The organism is Streptomyces sp. NPDC034085, from assembly GCF_055575555.1.
The window spans coordinates 326,123-340,011 of sequence record NZ_JBVISL010000004.1 but is presented as its reverse complement, the minus strand read 5'-3'; the positions used below and the strand labels follow the sequence as shown (position 1 = coordinate 340,011).

Here is a 13,889-nt window from a genome sequence, read left to right as displayed (position 1 = left end):
CGCCTCCGGCGAGCGGCACCACCCGGGCCCGGCCGGCCGGCGGCGGACGCCCGGGGGCCGCCCCGCTACGGGCTGACCGCGAGGAACAGGTACGCCGCCAGCAGGACGAGGTGGACGCCGCCCTGGAGCAGGGTGGCGCGGCCCGGCACGATCGTCAGGGCGCCGACCACCACGGTCAGGGCGAGCAGCACCATGTGGATCGGCCCCAGACCCAGCAGCAGCGGCCCGGTCAGCCAGACGGAGGCCAGGGCGATGGCCGGGATGGTCAGGCCGATGCTGGCGATGGCGGAACCGTAGGCCAGGTTGAGGCTGGTCTGGACGCGGTCGCGGCGGGCGGCCCGGACGGCGGCGAGGGTCTCGGGCAGCAGGACGAGCAGGGCGATGACCACACCGACGACGGCATGGGGAAGCCCGGCGTCGGAGACGCCCTTCTCGATGGTCGGGGAGACGGCCTTGGCGTTGCCCACGACCGCGACGAGGGCGACGAAGAGCAGGCCGAGGCTGATCAGGGCGGCCCGGGCGCTGGGCGGTTCGGCGTGGTCTCCCGGGGTGCCGCCGCTGCCGCCTCCGCTGCTCCCGGTGCCCTCCACCGGCAGGAAGTAGTCCCGGTGCCGGACGGTCTGGACGGCGATGAACAGCCCGTAGAGGGCGAGCGAGGCGACGGCGGCGAAGGCCAGCTGGGGCGTGGAGAACTCGGGGCCCGGCCTGCTGGTGGTGAAGGTCGGCAGCACCAGGCTCAGCACGGCCAGGGTCGCGACGGTGGCCAGGGCCGCGCCGGAGCCTTCGGCGTTGAAGACGGCGATCCGGTGGCGCAGGGCCCCCACGAGCAGGGACAGGCCGACGATGCCGTTGCAGGTGATCATGACGGCGGCGAAGACGGTGTCCCGGGCGAGGGAGGCGGTCTTGTCGCCGCCGTCGGCCATCAGGGTGACGATCAGGGCCACTTCGATGACGGTGACGGCGACGGCGAGGACGAGCGAGCCGAAGGGCTCGCCGACCCGGTGGGCGACGACCTCGGCGTGGTGGACGGCTGCGAGGACCGCCCCCGCGAGGCACAGGGCGACCAGGGCCACCGCGCCCCCGGGCAGGTCGCGTCCCCAGCTGAGGACGAGCGCGACGAGCGCCACCACGGGGACCAGGAGCGTCCAGTCGGTCAGGGGGGATCTGCGCGTTGCCGTACTCATGCCAGCCAAGTTGCCAGAACCGCCGCCCCGGTGCGCCGAGCGGCGCGCGTCCGGGGGCACCGAGTGGCACTTCTCACGAAATATCGGGCTTCGATGGACACGACGCGGGCCGTGCCCCGCCCGGGGGCCTTCCGGGCGCGGAGCCCTTCATTCATGATCAGTACATGACGAACCGTACGAGAAGAGCGGAACTGTTCCGGGGGCCGGGGAGCGAGAGCCGGTTCGAGGGTCCGGCGACCGGCGGCGAACGGCCCATGCTGCTCTCCATGCTGGCGGCCCAGCGCGCGACGCTGGAACTCAAGTGCGCCGGTCTGGGCGCGGAGTTGGCCCGGCGGGCGGTGGAGCCGTCGACGCTCTCGCTCCTCGGCCTGGTCCGCCACATGGCGGACGTGGAACGGGGCTGGTTCCGCCGGGTCCTGGCCGGGCAGGACGCGGCGCCGCGCTTCTCCTCGGCGGCCGACCCGGACGGGGACTTCGACGGGGCGGTGTCCGCACCCGGGGACGTGGAGGAGGCGTGGGAAGCCTGGCGCCACGAGGTGGAGTTCGCCGACCGGTTCGCCGCCGAGGCCCCCGACCTGGACGTCGAAGGGCATGACGCATGGCGGGGGACGGTGTCGCTGCGGTGGGTGCTGATCCACATGATCGAGGAGTACGCGCGCCACAACGGCCACGCCGATCTGCTGCGGGAGCGGATCGACGGGGCCGTCGGCGTGTGACACGACCCGGTCAGACGGCGCGCTCGCGGCCCTCCCAGTAGGGGTCGCGCAGCCGGCGCTTGTAGAGCTTGCCGTTCGGGTCGCGGGGCATCGTCTCGATGAAGTCGACCGACTTCGGCCGCTTGTAGCCGGCCAGCTGCCGTTCGCAGTGGTGCAGGATCTCGGCGGCCAGCGCGTCGCCCGCCTCGAACCCCTCGGCGGGTTCGATGACGGCCTTGACCTCCTCGCCCCAGGAGTCGTGGGGGATGCCGAAGGCGGCGGCGTCGGCGACGGCCGGGTGGGTGAGCAGGGCGGACTCGATCTCGGCCGGGTAGATGTTCACACCGCCCGAGATGATCATGTCGATCTTCCGGTCGCGGAGGAAGAGGTAGCCCTCCTCGTCGAGGAGGCCGAGGTCGCCGACGGTGAAGAAGTCGCCGATCCGGTTCTTGCGGGTCTTGCCCTCGTCCTTGTGGTAGCTGAAGCCGCCGGTGTTCATCTTCAGGTAGACGGTGCCGAGTTCTCCGGCGGGCAGCCGGTTGCCGTCGTCGTCGAAGATCGCGAGTTCGCTGATCGGCCAGGCCCTGCCGACGGTTCCCGGCTTCTTCAGCCAGTCCTCGGCGGTGGCGAAGGCCCCGCCGCCCTCGCTGGCCGCGTAGTACTCCTCCACGCACCGGCCCCACCACTCGATCATCGCCCGCTTGACGTGGTCGGGGCAGGGGGCGGCGCCGTGGATGGCGTGCCGCATCGAGGAGACGTCGTAGGCGTCCTTCGTCTCCTGCGGCAGGGCGAGCAGGCGGTGGAACTGGGTGGGGACCATGTGGGTGTGCGTACAGGCGTGACGGTCGATCAGGCGCAGCATCTCCTCGGGGCTCCACTTGTCCATCAGGACCAGCGGGTGCCCGATGTGCAGGGACGCGCCGGCGAACTGCAGCACCGCCGTGTGGTAGAGCGGCGAGCAGACCAGGTGGACGTTGCCGTCGAAGGGGCGGATGCCGAAGATGCCGAGGAACCCGCCCAGGTACGTCTCCTCCGGGAGCTTGCCGGGCAGCGGCCGGCGGATGCCGCGGGGGCGGCCGGTGGTGCCGGAGGTGTAGTTCATGACCCAGCCGAGGGTGCGGCCGGCGGGGGGCTCGCCGCTCTGCCCGTCGAGGAGTTCGGCGTACGGCCGGAAGCCGGGGACCGCTCCGACGGCGTAGCGGCGCTCGGGGGCGAGCCCGGCCTCTTCGGCGGCGGCGGTGGCGGCGTCGGCGAAGCGCTCGTGGGCGATGAGGACCTTGGCCCCGGAATCGGAGACGATCCAGGCGATCTCGGGGCCGACCAGGTGGTGGTTGACGGGCACCAGGTAGAAGCCCGCCTGGGAGGCGGCGAGATAGGCGGTGAGGAACTCGACGCCGTTGGGCAGGACGACGGCGAAGGCGTCCCCCTCCTCCAGGCCGGCGGCGCGCAGGCCGTGCACGAGGCGGTTGGTGTCGGCGTGCAGCCGGCCGGCGGACCACTCCTCGCCTTCGGGGGTGACCAGGACGGTGCGGACGGGGTCTGCGGCGGCCTGCGCCCAGAGACCGTTGGGCAGCTGCGTGTCGGTCATGCTGCTTCTCACTCCTCAGGACCGGCCGGCGATACGGGTGATGCGGTCGATGGCGCGCTCGAAGCCGGCGGTGAGCTCGTCGAAGACGGCCTGGACGCTGCGTTCGCTGTTCATCCGGCCGACGATCTGGCCGACGGGGGTGCCGAGCAGCGGCTGGACCTCGTACTTCTGGATGCGGGAGACGGCCTCGGCGACCAGCAGGCCCTGGAGCGGCATGGGCAGGGCGCCGGGGCCCTCCGGGCCGTCCCAGGCGTCGGTCCACTCGGTGCGCAGCTGGCGGGCGGGCTTGCCGGTGAGGGCGCGGGAGCGGACGGTGTCGCCGGAGCCGGCGGCGAGGAGCTTCTCGGTGAGGGCGCGGGAGTGCAGATCGGCCTCGGTGGTGGTGAGCCAGAGGGAGCCGAGCCAGACGCCCTGGGCGCCGAGGGCGAGTCCGGCGGCGATCTGCTCGCCGCTGCCGATGCCTCCGGCGGCGAGGACCGGGAGCGGGGCGACGGCCTCGGCGATCTCGGGGACCAGGACCATGGTGGCGATGTCGCCGGTGTGGCCGCCGGCCTCGTAGCCCTGGGCCACGACGACGTCGATGCCGGCTTCGGCGTGGCGGCGGGCGTGTTTGGCGCTGCCGGCGAGGGCGGCGACGAGGACGCCGTTGTCGTGGGCGCGGGCGATGACGTCGGCGGGCGGGGAACCGAGCGCGTTCGCCAGGAGTTTGACGGGATAGTCGAAGGCGACGTCGAGCTGGCTGCGGGCGACCTGCTCCATCCAGCCGGTGATGCGCCAGCCGGAGGCCTCGCCCTCGGCCAGTTCGGGCACGTGGTGCTTGGCGAGGACGTCGCGGACGAAGGCGCGGTGCCCGGCCGGGATCATCGCCTCGATGTCGGCCTCGCCGATCCCGTCGACGGCCTTCTTCGCGGGCATGACGACGTCGAGGCCGTAGGGCTTGCCGCCGGTGCGCTCCTGCATCCAGTCGAGGTCGCGCCTGAGGTCGTCGGGAGCGGTGTAGCGGACGGCGCCGAGCACGCCGAACCCGCCCGCGCGGGTGATGGCCGCGGCGACCGCCGGGAACGGCGTGAAGCCGAAGATGGCGTGCTCGACTCCCAGTTTCTTGCTGAGCTCCGTCTCCATGGGCGTGAGGATGCCGCAGGGCGGCGGCCGAGGGAAGAGGTTTTCTGATGCCGTGTCAGATTCTTGCGGGCGGGCGGGTGCGGAGGGTCCGCGGCGGGCGGGCAGATACCCAGTAGCGTGCGGAGCGCCTGCGGCGCGCTGGGCGGATCGGGTGGGCCCCGGGGCCGGGAGCCGGGAGGGCGCTGCCCGGCGCGGACGGCGTGCGGCGGCGGTGTACGGCGCGGGCGGCGGGCAGTGCGGAGCGGACAGGAGGGCCGATCATGGGGACAGTCACGGGTGCCGGCGCAACGGAGACCCCGCACGTACGGACACCCCGAAGCGCGCAGCCGGAGGCCGAGCGCGGGCCGGAGGGCGGACGCCGCGGGGGGCCGGGGGCGGGGGCGGGGGGTGGGGTTGGGCGGCGGCGGCTCGGGGCGCGGCTGCTGGCGCTGGGCGGGGTGCTCCTGCTGCACGCGGCGCTGCCGGGGTCGCCGGCCGGGGCGGCCGAGCGGCGCGCCCTCCAGGGCCTGCGGCTGCGGTACGGATCGGCGCGGCAGGCCGGGCTGCTGGAACGGCACCTGGAGGGTGTCGCCGAGGAGGCCCGGCGCTTCCTCGGCCCCTCCCCCGAGCACCCGTACTACGCGGGGGCCGTGGTGCTCGCGGGCCGTGGCCGCACCGTCGCCCTGCACCGGGCGATGGGGGACGCCGTCCGGTACGCGGACTACGACGGCCGCACCGGCCGGCCGGCCGAGTTCCCGGCGGCCGAGCGGATCGCGATGACCGAGGACACCGTCTTCGACCTGGCCTCGCTGAGCAAGCTCTTCACCTCCATCCTGGCCGTGCAGCAGATGGAGCGGGGCCGGCTGGAGCTGGAGGCCCCGGTGGACCGGTACCTGCCGGAGTTCACCGGGGGCGGCAAGGAGGCGATCACGGTCCGTCAGCTGCTCACGCACACCTCGGGACTGCGCTCGTGGGCGCCCTTCTACCAGGAGTCGACCCGGGAGGGGCAGCTGATGCTGCTGTGGTCGGTGCGGCCCCAGGAGACGCCGGGGACGGTGTACCGCTACTCCGACCTGAACCTCGTCGCGCTCCAGCTGCTCCTCGAACGGATCACGGGCCGCACTTTGGATGTCCTGCTCCACGACGAGATCACCGCTCCACTCGGGATGCACCGCACGCGGTTCAACCCACCGCTCTCCTGGCGCCGGGTCACCGCCGCCACCGAGGTACAGCGCCCGCCCTGGTCGGGCCTGGACCGGGGCCTGGTGTGGGGCACGGTCCACGACGAGAACGCGTACGCCCTCGGCGGGGTCGCGGGCCACGCGGGGGTCTTCGGCACCGCCTGGGACCTCGCCGTCCTCTCCCGCGCCCTGCTCGACGGCGGGGTCTACGCCGGCAAGCGGATCCTGCGCCCCGCCTCCGTCGAGCTGCTCTTCACCGACTACAACACCGCCTTCCCCGGCGACGACCACGGCCTCGGCTTCGAGCTCTACCAGCACTGGTACATGGGCGCCCTGGCCACCCCGCACTCCGCCGGGCACACCGGGTTCACCGGTACCTCGCTGGTGCTGGACCCCTCCACCGACTCCTTCCTGATCCTGCTCGGCAACTCCGTCCACCCCGTGCGGACCTGGCGGGCCGGCAGCGCGCCCCGGGTCGCGACCGGCAACCGCTTCGCCCGTGCGGTGCCCGTCCGTACGAGGCACGGCGGCCCGGCCTGGTTCTCCGGCATGGAGACCGGCGGCTCCGGCACCCTCACGCTGCCCCCGCTGACCCCCGCGACGGCGCAGGCCCGCCTGCGCTGCGCGGTGTGGTGGGACACGGTGCCGGGCGCCGGGGCCTTCCACCTGGAGGCCTCCGCCGACGGCGCGGCCTGGGAGCCGGTCCCGTTCAGCACGGTACGCACCACCGGCGGCGCCCCCGAGCCGTGGCCGGCGGGCTCGGCCGGCGGCTGGTCGGGCCGCATCTGGCACCGCCTCGAAGCACCGCTTCCCACCTGGGCGGGCCGCGAGGTCCGGCTCCGCTTCCGGCACGCGTCGACGGGCCGCTACGTGGGGCGCGGGGTGTACGTGGACGTCCTGCGGGTCGCCGAGCCGGCGCGCCTCCTCTTCTCCGAGGACCGCCCGGCGGACGCAGCCCGCATCGAAGCCGCGGGCTGGACCCGCTCGGCGGACTGACGGGGCGGCGGCGGGACGCCCCTCCGCCGCCTCACCCCTCTTACCCGGCCCCGCACAAGAGGGCCGACTGCTCGGCGTCGACGGTCCGTCCGGGCGCCGCGCGAAGGGTCACCGGCAGCCGGCCGGCCCCTCTTCCCGGATCAGGCAGAACGGGTGCCCCGCCGGGTCGGCGTAGACGCGCCAGCCCCGGGCGTCGGGGGTGGCGTCGAGGAGGGTGGCGCCGAGGGCGAGCACCTGCTCCTGGGCGCGGTCGAGGTCGGCGACGGCGAAGTCCAGGTGCGCCTGCTGGGGCTGGGCGGGGTCCGGCCACTGCGGCGGCTGGTGGTCGATGACCTGCTGGAACGCCAGGACGGCCCCGGACGGCGTGTGGAGCGTGGCCCAGTGCTCGTCCAGGGACCAGCGCCGGTCGGGCCGGTTGACCTCGCCGCCGATCAACTCCCCGTAGAACGCGGCGAGCTTGAGCGGTTCGGGACAGTCCAGCACCACGCACTGCAGTTCAGCGATCATGCGGCCGATTCTAGAGCGCGGCGTACCGGCCGCGGCAGGGCCCGCCGCCCCGCAGGCCCCGTGGCCGCCGGCTTCGGGCCCCTCACGCGTTCCGACGCCCCCTCAGGAAAGCCCCGCTTCCGGGGCGTCCAGTACCGCGTCGAGCATCCGTCGGACGGTGGAGGCCAGTTCGGCCGGGTCCGGGGCGGGCCGGGCCCGTGCGAGGGCGCCCGCGAGGCGGTCGTACAGGAGGCCGTCGGTCCAGGCGGCCAGCAGTTCGGCGGACGCGTGCGGGTCCCCCGCGCCGAGCGCCGCGAGGACGGCGGCCGCGCGGGCCCGTACGGCCAGGCCCGCCTCCCGCAGCTCCGGCTCCAGTTCCGGATTCCTCGCCGCCTCCAGGCTCAGTTCGAAGCGCGCCAGCTGGCGCTCCCGGTCCACCGTCAGCCACCGGTGCAGCAGGTCCCCGAAGAGCCGTGCCGCGGCGTCCCGGTCGGCCGGCGCCTGCGCCGGGGCATCGGTGAGGGACGCCTCGGCGAGCCGCCGGTAGCAGGCGCCGATCAGGGCGGCCCTGGTGCGGAAGTAGTACGAGGTGCTGCCCGCCGGGAGGCCGGCGGCACCGTCGACTGCCCGGTGCGTCAGGCTCCGCAGGCCTCCGGAGGCGACGAGGGCGATGGCCGTGTCCGCTATGAGCGTCCGGCGGTCGGCGGCGGATGACGGGGAACCGGGGGTGGACATGCCCGCACTCTACAGCTGTAGAGTGCGGAGCATCCAGACTCTACAGCTGTAGAGGATCCTCGAACCTCAGGAGCCACCCATGGCCGGACCACAGCGCCACGCCGTCATCGCGGGTGCGGGGATCGGCGGTCTCACCGCCGCCCTGGCCCTTCACCGCCAGGGGTGGCGGGTGACCGTCTGCGAGCGGGCGGCCGGTCCGGCCGCCGTCGGCGCGGGAATCGTCCTCGCCCCCAACGCCCTGCGCGCCTACGACGTCATCGGCTTCGACGCCACCCGCGCGGCGGGCCGCGCCGTACCGGCCTCGATGGGCCTGCGCCGCCCCGGCGGCGCCCGCCTCGCCCGCGCCGACACCGCCGCGCTGGCCGCCCGCTACGGCCGGCCCCCGCTCGCCGTCCACCGGTCGGACCTCACCGCCGCGCTGGCGGCGGCGCTGCCCGGGGACGCCCTGGTGTACGGGGCCGCCGTCGGCGCCGTCGACGAGGCCGCCGGCCGCGCGGTGGTCCGTACCGCCGCCGGTGACCTGACCGCGGACGCCGTGATCGCCGCGGACGGCATCCACAGTCCGCTGCGCCGCCTCCGGTTCCCGGCGCATCCCGGCCTGCACTACAGCGGCGAGACCGCCTGGCGGACCGTGCTGCCGTCCGGACCGGCGACCGAAGCCGCCGAGACCTGGGGCCGGGGCGAGCGCTTCGGGACGGTCCCGCTCGCCGACGGGCGGGTCTACCTGTACGCCACCGCCGTCGTCCCCGAGGGGTACCGGCCCGCGGACGTCCGCACGGAACTGCTGCGGCGCTACGGCACGTGGCACGACCCGATCCCCGCCCTGCTGGACGGGATCGACCCGAGGACGGTGCTCCAGCACGACCTGTACGACCTGGCCGCGCCGCTGCCCCGACTGCACGACGGCCGCACCGCGTGGATCGGCGACGCCGCGCACGCCATGACGCCCAACCTCGGCCAGGGCGGCTGCCAGGCCGTCGAGGACGCCGTCGTCCTGGCCCACCTGCTCGCCGGCCCGGACGTACCGGCCGCCCTCGCCGCCTACACCCGGGCCAGGCTCGCGCGCACCGACGCCATCCGCCTCCGGGCCCGCCGCATGGGACGGGTGGCCGCCCTCACCCACCCGCTGGCCGTCGCCGCCCGGGACCTCGCCGTGCGGGTCACCCCGGCGAGCCTGTCGCGGCGCGCCCTGGACGACCTGTTCGACGGTTTCGCCCTCGCGGGCACGCGGCCGGGGAACGCGTAGGACGGCGGCTCAGCGGCCGAGTACCGCCATCGCCGCGTTGTGGCCCGGGATGCCGCTGACCCCGCCGCCGCGGACCGCCCCCGCACCGCACAGCAGGACGTTGCGGTGGGGGGTCTCCACCCCCCAGCGGCCCGCCTCCCGGTCCCCGTACGGCCAGGACAGGTCCCGGTGGAAGATGTGCCCGCCGGGCAGGCGCAGTTCGCGCTCGAGGTCCTGCGGGGTCTTGGCCTCGATGCACGGGCGGCCGTCGCCGTCGAAGGCCAGGCAGTCGGTGAGCGGCTCGGCCAGGTGGGCGTCCAGCTGGGCCAGCGTCGCGGTCAGCAGCACCTCCCGGGCCTGCCGGTTGTCCTTCTCGAAGAGCCGGGCCGGGGTGTGCAGCCCGAAGAGGGTCAGCGTCTGGTAGCCCCGCGCCGCGAGGTCGGGTCCCAGGATCGAGGGGTCGGCCAGCGAGTGGCAGTAGATCTCCGAGGGCGGTACGGACGGCAGTTCCCCGCCGGCCGCCTCGGCGTGGGCGCGCCGCAGCTGCTCGTAGCCCTCGGCGATGTGGAAGGTGCCGCCGAAGGCCTCGCGGGGGTCGACGGAGGTGTCCCGCAGCCGGGGCAGCCGGCTCAGCAGCATGTTGACCTTCAGCTGGGAGCCCTCGGGCGCGGGGGATCCCGTGCCGGGGTCCTCGCCGAGGAGTTCGGCCAGGGCCCGGGGAGAGGCGTTGACCAGGACGGTGCGCCCGACGACGCTGCCCTCCCCCGCCGCCGTGCGGAAGGCGACCTCGGCCGGACCGGTGCCGTCCGTGTGGATGCGCAGCGCCTCGTGGCCGGTGGCGATCTCCGCGCCGCCCGCCCGGGCGGCCTCGGCCAGGGCGTCGGTGAGGGCGCCCATGCCGCCGACGGGCACGTCCCAGTCGCCGGTGCCTCCGCCGATGACGTGGTAGAGGAAGCAGCGGTTCTGTACCAGCGAGGGGTCGTCGGCGTCGGCGAAGGTGCCGATCAGGGCGTCGGTGAGGACGACGCCGCGGACCAGGTCGTCGGCGAAGCGCTCCTCCACCGCCCGGCCCAGCGGTTCCTCGAACAGCATCCGCCAGGCCGCCTCGTCGTCGATCCGGGCCCGCAGCTCGGCGCGGGTGGGCAGCGGTTCGGTGAGGGTGGGGAAGACCTTCCGGGCGAGCCGGCCGGTCGTCTCGTAGAAGGCCCGCCAGGCCTCGTACTCCCGGTCGGAGCCGGTGAGCCCGGCGAAGGACTCGCGGGTGCGGGCCTCGCCGCCGCCGACGAGGAGCCCGCCGGGGCGGCCGCCCCGCTCGTACGGGGTGTACGAGGAGACCGTGCGCCGGCGGACCCGGAAGCGCAGGCCCAGGTCACGGACGATCTTCTCCGGGAGCAGGGAGACGAGGTAGGAGTACCGCGAGAGGCGGGCGTCGACCCCGGTGAAGGGACGGGTGGAGACGGCGGCCCCACCGGTGCGCCCGAGCCGTTCGAGGACCAGTACCGAGCGGCCGGCGCGGGCCAGGTAGGCGGCGGCGACGAGGCCGTTGTGGCCGCCTCCCACGATCACCGCGTCGTACACGTCCTGTGCGAAACCCCGGGAGCCTGAGTTGGCGGTCATGGCTCTTGGTAGCACACCTGGCCGAGCCGCTCCAGGCAGTGCGCTTCGTCGGCGTGGGCGAGGACGGTGTCGGGGTGTTCGTCGCCGAGGGAGCGTTCGCGGATGCCGGACAGGTCCCGGTAGATCGGCAGCGCCTCGTCCCAGCGGCCGAGCCGGCCCAGTGCGACGGCGAGTTCCCGGCGGCTGACCAGGGTGTCCGGGTGTTCCGCGCCGAGCGCCAGGGCGCGGGCGGCGGCCACCTCGCCGGCCTCCGCGGCCGCCTCCTCCCAGCGGTCCAGGCGGCCCAGGTTGACCCCGAGGACGTGTCGGGCGCGCAGGGTCTCCGGGTCGGTCGCGCCGTAGGCCCGGGTGCGGTCGCGGACCAGGGCCCGGAACAGGTCGAGGGCCTCGGCGGGGCGCCCGGCGCGGCCGAGGGCGATGCCGGTCTCGTAGCGGGCGGCGAGGGCGTCGGGGTGGTCCCGGCCGAGTACGCGTTCGCGTACGGCGGCGACCTGGCGGAAGCCGGCCAGCGCCTCCCGCCAGCGGCCGAGCCGGCCGAGCGCGTACGCGGCCTCGTAACGGGTCTGCAGGGTGTCGGGGTGCTCGGCCCCGAGCACGGCGGCGCGGTCGGCCGCCACCTCGGCGGCGGCCGCGTGGGCTTCGGCGTGCCGCCCGAGGGCGCTCAGGGCGCAGGCCAGGTTGTGGCGGCAGCGCAGGGTGTCGGGGTGGCGCGGTCCCATGGTGCGCAGGCGGGCGGCGAGCACCGCCCGGTAGCTCTCGTACGCCTCTCCGTGGCGGCCGAGCCGCCCCAGTTCGTACGCCTCCTCCTGGCGGGCGGCGAGGGTCTCGGCGTGGTCGGGGCCGAGCACCCGGGCCCGCCCCTGGGCCACGGCCGCGTACACGGCCAGGGCCTCCTCGGGGCGGCCGGCGCGGCTGAGGGCGAACGCGCGGGTGTACCCGGCGGCGAGCGCGTCGGGCGCCCCTTCGGCGGGGGTGCGCGGCGCCAGCCCGTACGCGGCGGTCAGCCGGGGGTCCTCCGCCGGGGCGGGGCGGGTGATGCGGTGCTCGCCGGAGCCGGCGGCGGGGCGCGCCGCCGTCCAGGAGCCGGTGAGCACCGCCCACTCGCCGCTCGCGGGGCGCGCGTCCACGCCGGCCTTGCGCCCGGCCGTCATGCCCTCGGCCCACGCGGGCAGCGGGGGGTGCGCGGCGGGCCGCCCGCCGGGGCCCAAGCGGGCCTCGACCAGGCGCCGGTGCAGGTGGCGGGCGTCGCCGGGCCGGTCCTCGGGGCGCTTGGCCAGCAGGTCCAGCACGAGCTGTTCGAAGGAGGCGGGCAGCTCGGGGCGGTGCTCGCGCAGCGGCACGGGCGCGGTGTCGCGGTGGCCGACCAGCACGGACCAGGAGTCGCCGAGGTCGAAGGGCGGGGCTCCGGTGGCGATTTCGTAGAGGACGCAGCCGAGGGAGTAGAGGTCGCTGCGGTGGTCGACCTCACCGCCCGCGATCTGTTCGGGCGACATGTAGTGCGGGGTGCCCATGGCCATGCCGCCGCCGGTCAGCTTGGCGGTGAAGCCGATGTCGTGGGCCAGGCGGGCGATGCCGAAGTCGCAGATCTTCACCGTGCCGTCGGTGAGCCGCATGATGTTGGCGGGCTTGAGGTCGCGGTGGACCACGCCCTGGTCGTGGGTGTAGCCGAGGGCGGCGGCCATCTGCTCGGCGATGTCGAGGACCACGTCGACGGGGAGCGGGCGCGCCTCGTTCTCCTCCATGAGCTGGCTGAGGTTGCGGCCCTCGAGGAGTTCCATGACCAGGTAGAGGGGGCCGCCGGAGGCGCTGTCGTCGCCGAAGTCGTGCACGACGGTGACGCCCCGGTGCTGGAGCGAGGCGGCGACGCGGGCCTCGCGGCGGAAGCGCTCGCGCAGGACCTGGGTGAAGTGGGCGTCCTGTTCGGGGCCGAGCGGCTTGAGGCACTTGACCGCGACCTGCCGGCCCAGCGACTCGTCGCGGGCGCGCCACACCTCGCCCATGCCGCCCCGCCCGATCAGATCGAGTGACCGGTACCGGCCCTGGATCAGTCTGGACTCCGCCATGTCTTGAAGCCGCCCCCGTCGTCGTGCCGCGCCCTCCCCGGCCGGTCCAGTATGGCCGCTGATTTTCGCAGTGTGTACGCGGAAGGGCGGCTGCCGGGGCCCAGTCGGCGCATCGCTCTCAAGATGTGACCTGGAGGCAGCTGCCAACGGAGACCTGCGGGAATGCTGCGCAGCAGGCGGCCCGTGAGGCGCAGGCGGCGGGTGACCGCGCGCGGGGGTGGTGCGGGGCGGCCGTACAGCTGGTGCGCCCAGCCGGGGAGGGATCCGTAGGCGAGCCCGACGAGCGGTCCGAACAGCAGGTTTCGGCCAGGCACGAGCAGTGCGGGGACGGGCGGGGCGCGCAGGAAGTCGTCCACGGCCCGGGCGTCGGCCCCGACGGCGAGACGGGGGCGGACCTGGTCGAAGTACGCGGCGAGCGCGGCGGTTCCGGCGGGGACGGCGGCCGGGTCGAGTCCGACGAGGCGGGCGTTGACGCGGTTCTCGTCCACGTAGCGGTCGGCCTGGGCGGCGGTGAGGGGGACGCCCGACCGGCGCAGGACGTGCAGGAAGCTGTCGATCTGGGCGCAGTGCACCCACAGCAGGAGTTCGGGGTCGTCCACGGGGAAGCGCTCCCCGGTGTCCGGGTCGGTCGCGGACAGTCTCCGGTGGATCGCGCGGACCCGTGCCCCGGCCTGCTCGGCGGCGTCGGCGGTGCCGTAGGTGAGGGTGCCGACGAAGTCCGCGGTGCGCAGCAGCCGGCCCCAGGTGTCGACGCGGAAGTCGGAGTTCTCCATCACCCCGCGGACGGCGCGCGGGTGCAGGGCCTGGAGGTAGAGCGCGCGGATCCCGGCGATCCACATGACCGGATCGCCGTGGCACTGCCAGGTGACGGACCCGGGGCCGTAGAGCCCCGGGTCGGCGTCCTCGAAGCTCATCGGTGCCTCCCGGGTGCTGCCTACCCGGGCGGGCCCCGGATCAGCCGCCGCGGCGCGTGTCAGTGCACTGCGCCGAGGTCCCTACGGGGGCGGGCGGCTGGGGG

Annotated in this window: 11 protein-coding genes; 3 read left to right on the top strand and 8 right to left on the bottom strand. The window is 75.1% G+C overall.

Annotated elements, in window-relative coordinates; translation table 11 throughout:
* Positions 1-65: 65 nt before the first annotated feature.
* Positions 66-1,184, bottom strand: coding sequence for a calcium:cation antiporter (locus ACZ501_RS16355; protein ID WP_468796026.1), 1,119 nt, complete (start codon positions 1,182-1,184; stop codon positions 66-68).
* 164 nt (positions 1,185-1,348) lie between these two features.
* Here ACZ501_RS16355 and ACZ501_RS16350 point away from each other — a divergent pair, with 164 nt between their 5' ends.
* Entirely contained in the window at positions 1,349-1,900 is a 552-nt protein-coding gene (locus ACZ501_RS16350; RefSeq protein WP_362464854.1) for a DinB family protein, read from the top strand.
* A 10-nt stretch (positions 1,901-1,910) separates the two neighbouring features.
* Here the strand turns inward: ACZ501_RS16350 and ACZ501_RS16345 are convergent, their stop codons facing one another.
* Entirely contained in the window at positions 1,911-3,467 is a 1,557-nt protein-coding gene (locus tag ACZ501_RS16345; protein ID WP_468796023.1) for an acyl-CoA synthetase, read from the bottom strand.
* A gap of 15 nt (positions 3,468-3,482) precedes the next feature.
* Entirely contained in the window at positions 3,483-4,589 is a 1,107-nt protein-coding gene (locus ACZ501_RS16340) for an NAD(P)H-dependent flavin oxidoreductase (RefSeq protein WP_468796020.1), read from the bottom strand.
* Positions 4,590-4,849: 260 nt separating this feature from the next.
* Here ACZ501_RS16340 and ACZ501_RS16335 point away from each other — a divergent pair, with 260 nt between their 5' ends.
* Positions 4,850-6,745, top strand: coding sequence for a serine hydrolase domain-containing protein (locus tag ACZ501_RS16335; protein WP_468796017.1), 1,896 nt, complete (start codon positions 4,850-4,852; stop codon positions 6,743-6,745).
* Positions 6,746-6,853: 108 nt separating this feature from the next.
* Here the strand turns inward: ACZ501_RS16335 and ACZ501_RS16330 are convergent, their stop codons facing one another.
* Positions 6,854-7,252: a VOC family protein gene (locus ACZ501_RS16330; protein ID WP_468796014.1), complete on the bottom strand. Its 399-nt coding sequence runs from the start codon at positions 7,250-7,252 to the stop codon at positions 6,854-6,856.
* Between the two features lie 102 nt (positions 7,253-7,354).
* Positions 7,355-7,966 (bottom strand): TetR/AcrR family transcriptional regulator, encoded by a 612-nt coding sequence (locus ACZ501_RS16325; RefSeq protein WP_361609968.1) that lies wholly within the window; start codon positions 7,964-7,966, stop codon positions 7,355-7,357.
* Positions 7,967-8,045: 79 nt separating this feature from the next.
* On the opposite strand from ACZ501_RS16325, the gene ACZ501_RS16320 reads away from it, so the two are divergent.
* Entirely contained in the window at positions 8,046-9,212 is a 1,167-nt protein-coding gene (locus ACZ501_RS16320; RefSeq protein ID WP_468796011.1) for an FAD-dependent monooxygenase, read from the top strand.
* A gap of 9 nt (positions 9,213-9,221) precedes the next feature.
* Here the strand turns inward: ACZ501_RS16320 and ACZ501_RS16315 are convergent, their stop codons facing one another.
* From ACZ501_RS16315 to ACZ501_RS16305, 3 genes are read right to left on the bottom strand one after another with little or no spacing between them, the layout of a single operon-like run.
* A complete protein-coding gene (locus ACZ501_RS16315; protein WP_468796008.1) occupies positions 9,222-10,808 on the bottom strand; it encodes a phytoene desaturase family protein in 1,587 nt (528 codons plus the stop codon).
* Positions 10,805-12,871: a serine/threonine-protein kinase gene (locus tag ACZ501_RS16310; RefSeq protein WP_468796005.1), complete on the bottom strand. Its 2,067-nt coding sequence runs from the start codon at positions 12,869-12,871 to the stop codon at positions 10,805-10,807. Before ACZ501_RS16310 ends, ACZ501_RS16315 begins: the two co-directional genes overlap by 4 nt.
* Positions 12,853-13,785: an oxygenase MpaB family protein gene (locus ACZ501_RS16305; protein WP_468796002.1), complete on the bottom strand. Its 933-nt coding sequence runs from the start codon at positions 13,783-13,785 to the stop codon at positions 12,853-12,855. Before ACZ501_RS16305 ends, ACZ501_RS16310 begins: the two co-directional genes overlap by 19 nt.
* Positions 13,786-13,889 lie beyond the last annotated feature (104 nt).

Coding starts and splice junctions, on each gene's coding strand:
- ACZ501_RS16355 (WP_468796026.1), bottom strand. CDS start 1,184: ATGAGTACGGCAACGCGCAGATCCCCCCTGACCGACTGGACGCTCCTG.
- ACZ501_RS16350 (WP_362464854.1), top strand. CDS start 1,349: ATGACGAACCGTACGAGAAGAGCGGAACTGTTCCGGGGGCCGGGGAGC.
- ACZ501_RS16345 (WP_468796023.1), bottom strand. CDS start 3,467: ATGACCGACACGCAGCTGCCCAACGGTCTCTGGGCGCAGGCCGCCGCA.
- ACZ501_RS16340 (WP_468796020.1), bottom strand. CDS start 4,589: ATGGAGACGGAGCTCAGCAAGAAACTGGGAGTCGAGCACGCCATCTTC.
- ACZ501_RS16335 (WP_468796017.1), top strand. CDS start 4,850: ATGGGGACAGTCACGGGTGCCGGCGCAACGGAGACCCCGCACGTACGG.
- ACZ501_RS16330 (WP_468796014.1), bottom strand. CDS start 7,252: ATGATCGCTGAACTGCAGTGCGTGGTGCTGGACTGTCCCGAACCGCTC.
- ACZ501_RS16325 (WP_361609968.1), bottom strand. CDS start 7,966: ATGTCCACCCCCGGTTCCCCGTCATCCGCCGCCGACCGCCGGACGCTC.
- ACZ501_RS16320 (WP_468796011.1), top strand. CDS start 8,046: ATGGCCGGACCACAGCGCCACGCCGTCATCGCGGGTGCGGGGATCGGC.
- ACZ501_RS16315 (WP_468796008.1), bottom strand. CDS start 10,808: ATGACCGCCAACTCAGGCTCCCGGGGTTTCGCACAGGACGTGTACGAC.
- ACZ501_RS16310 (WP_468796005.1), bottom strand. CDS start 12,871: ATGGCGGAGTCCAGACTGATCCAGGGCCGGTACCGGTCACTCGATCTG.
- ACZ501_RS16305 (WP_468796002.1), bottom strand. CDS start 13,785: ATGAGCTTCGAGGACGCCGACCCGGGGCTCTACGGCCCCGGGTCCGTC.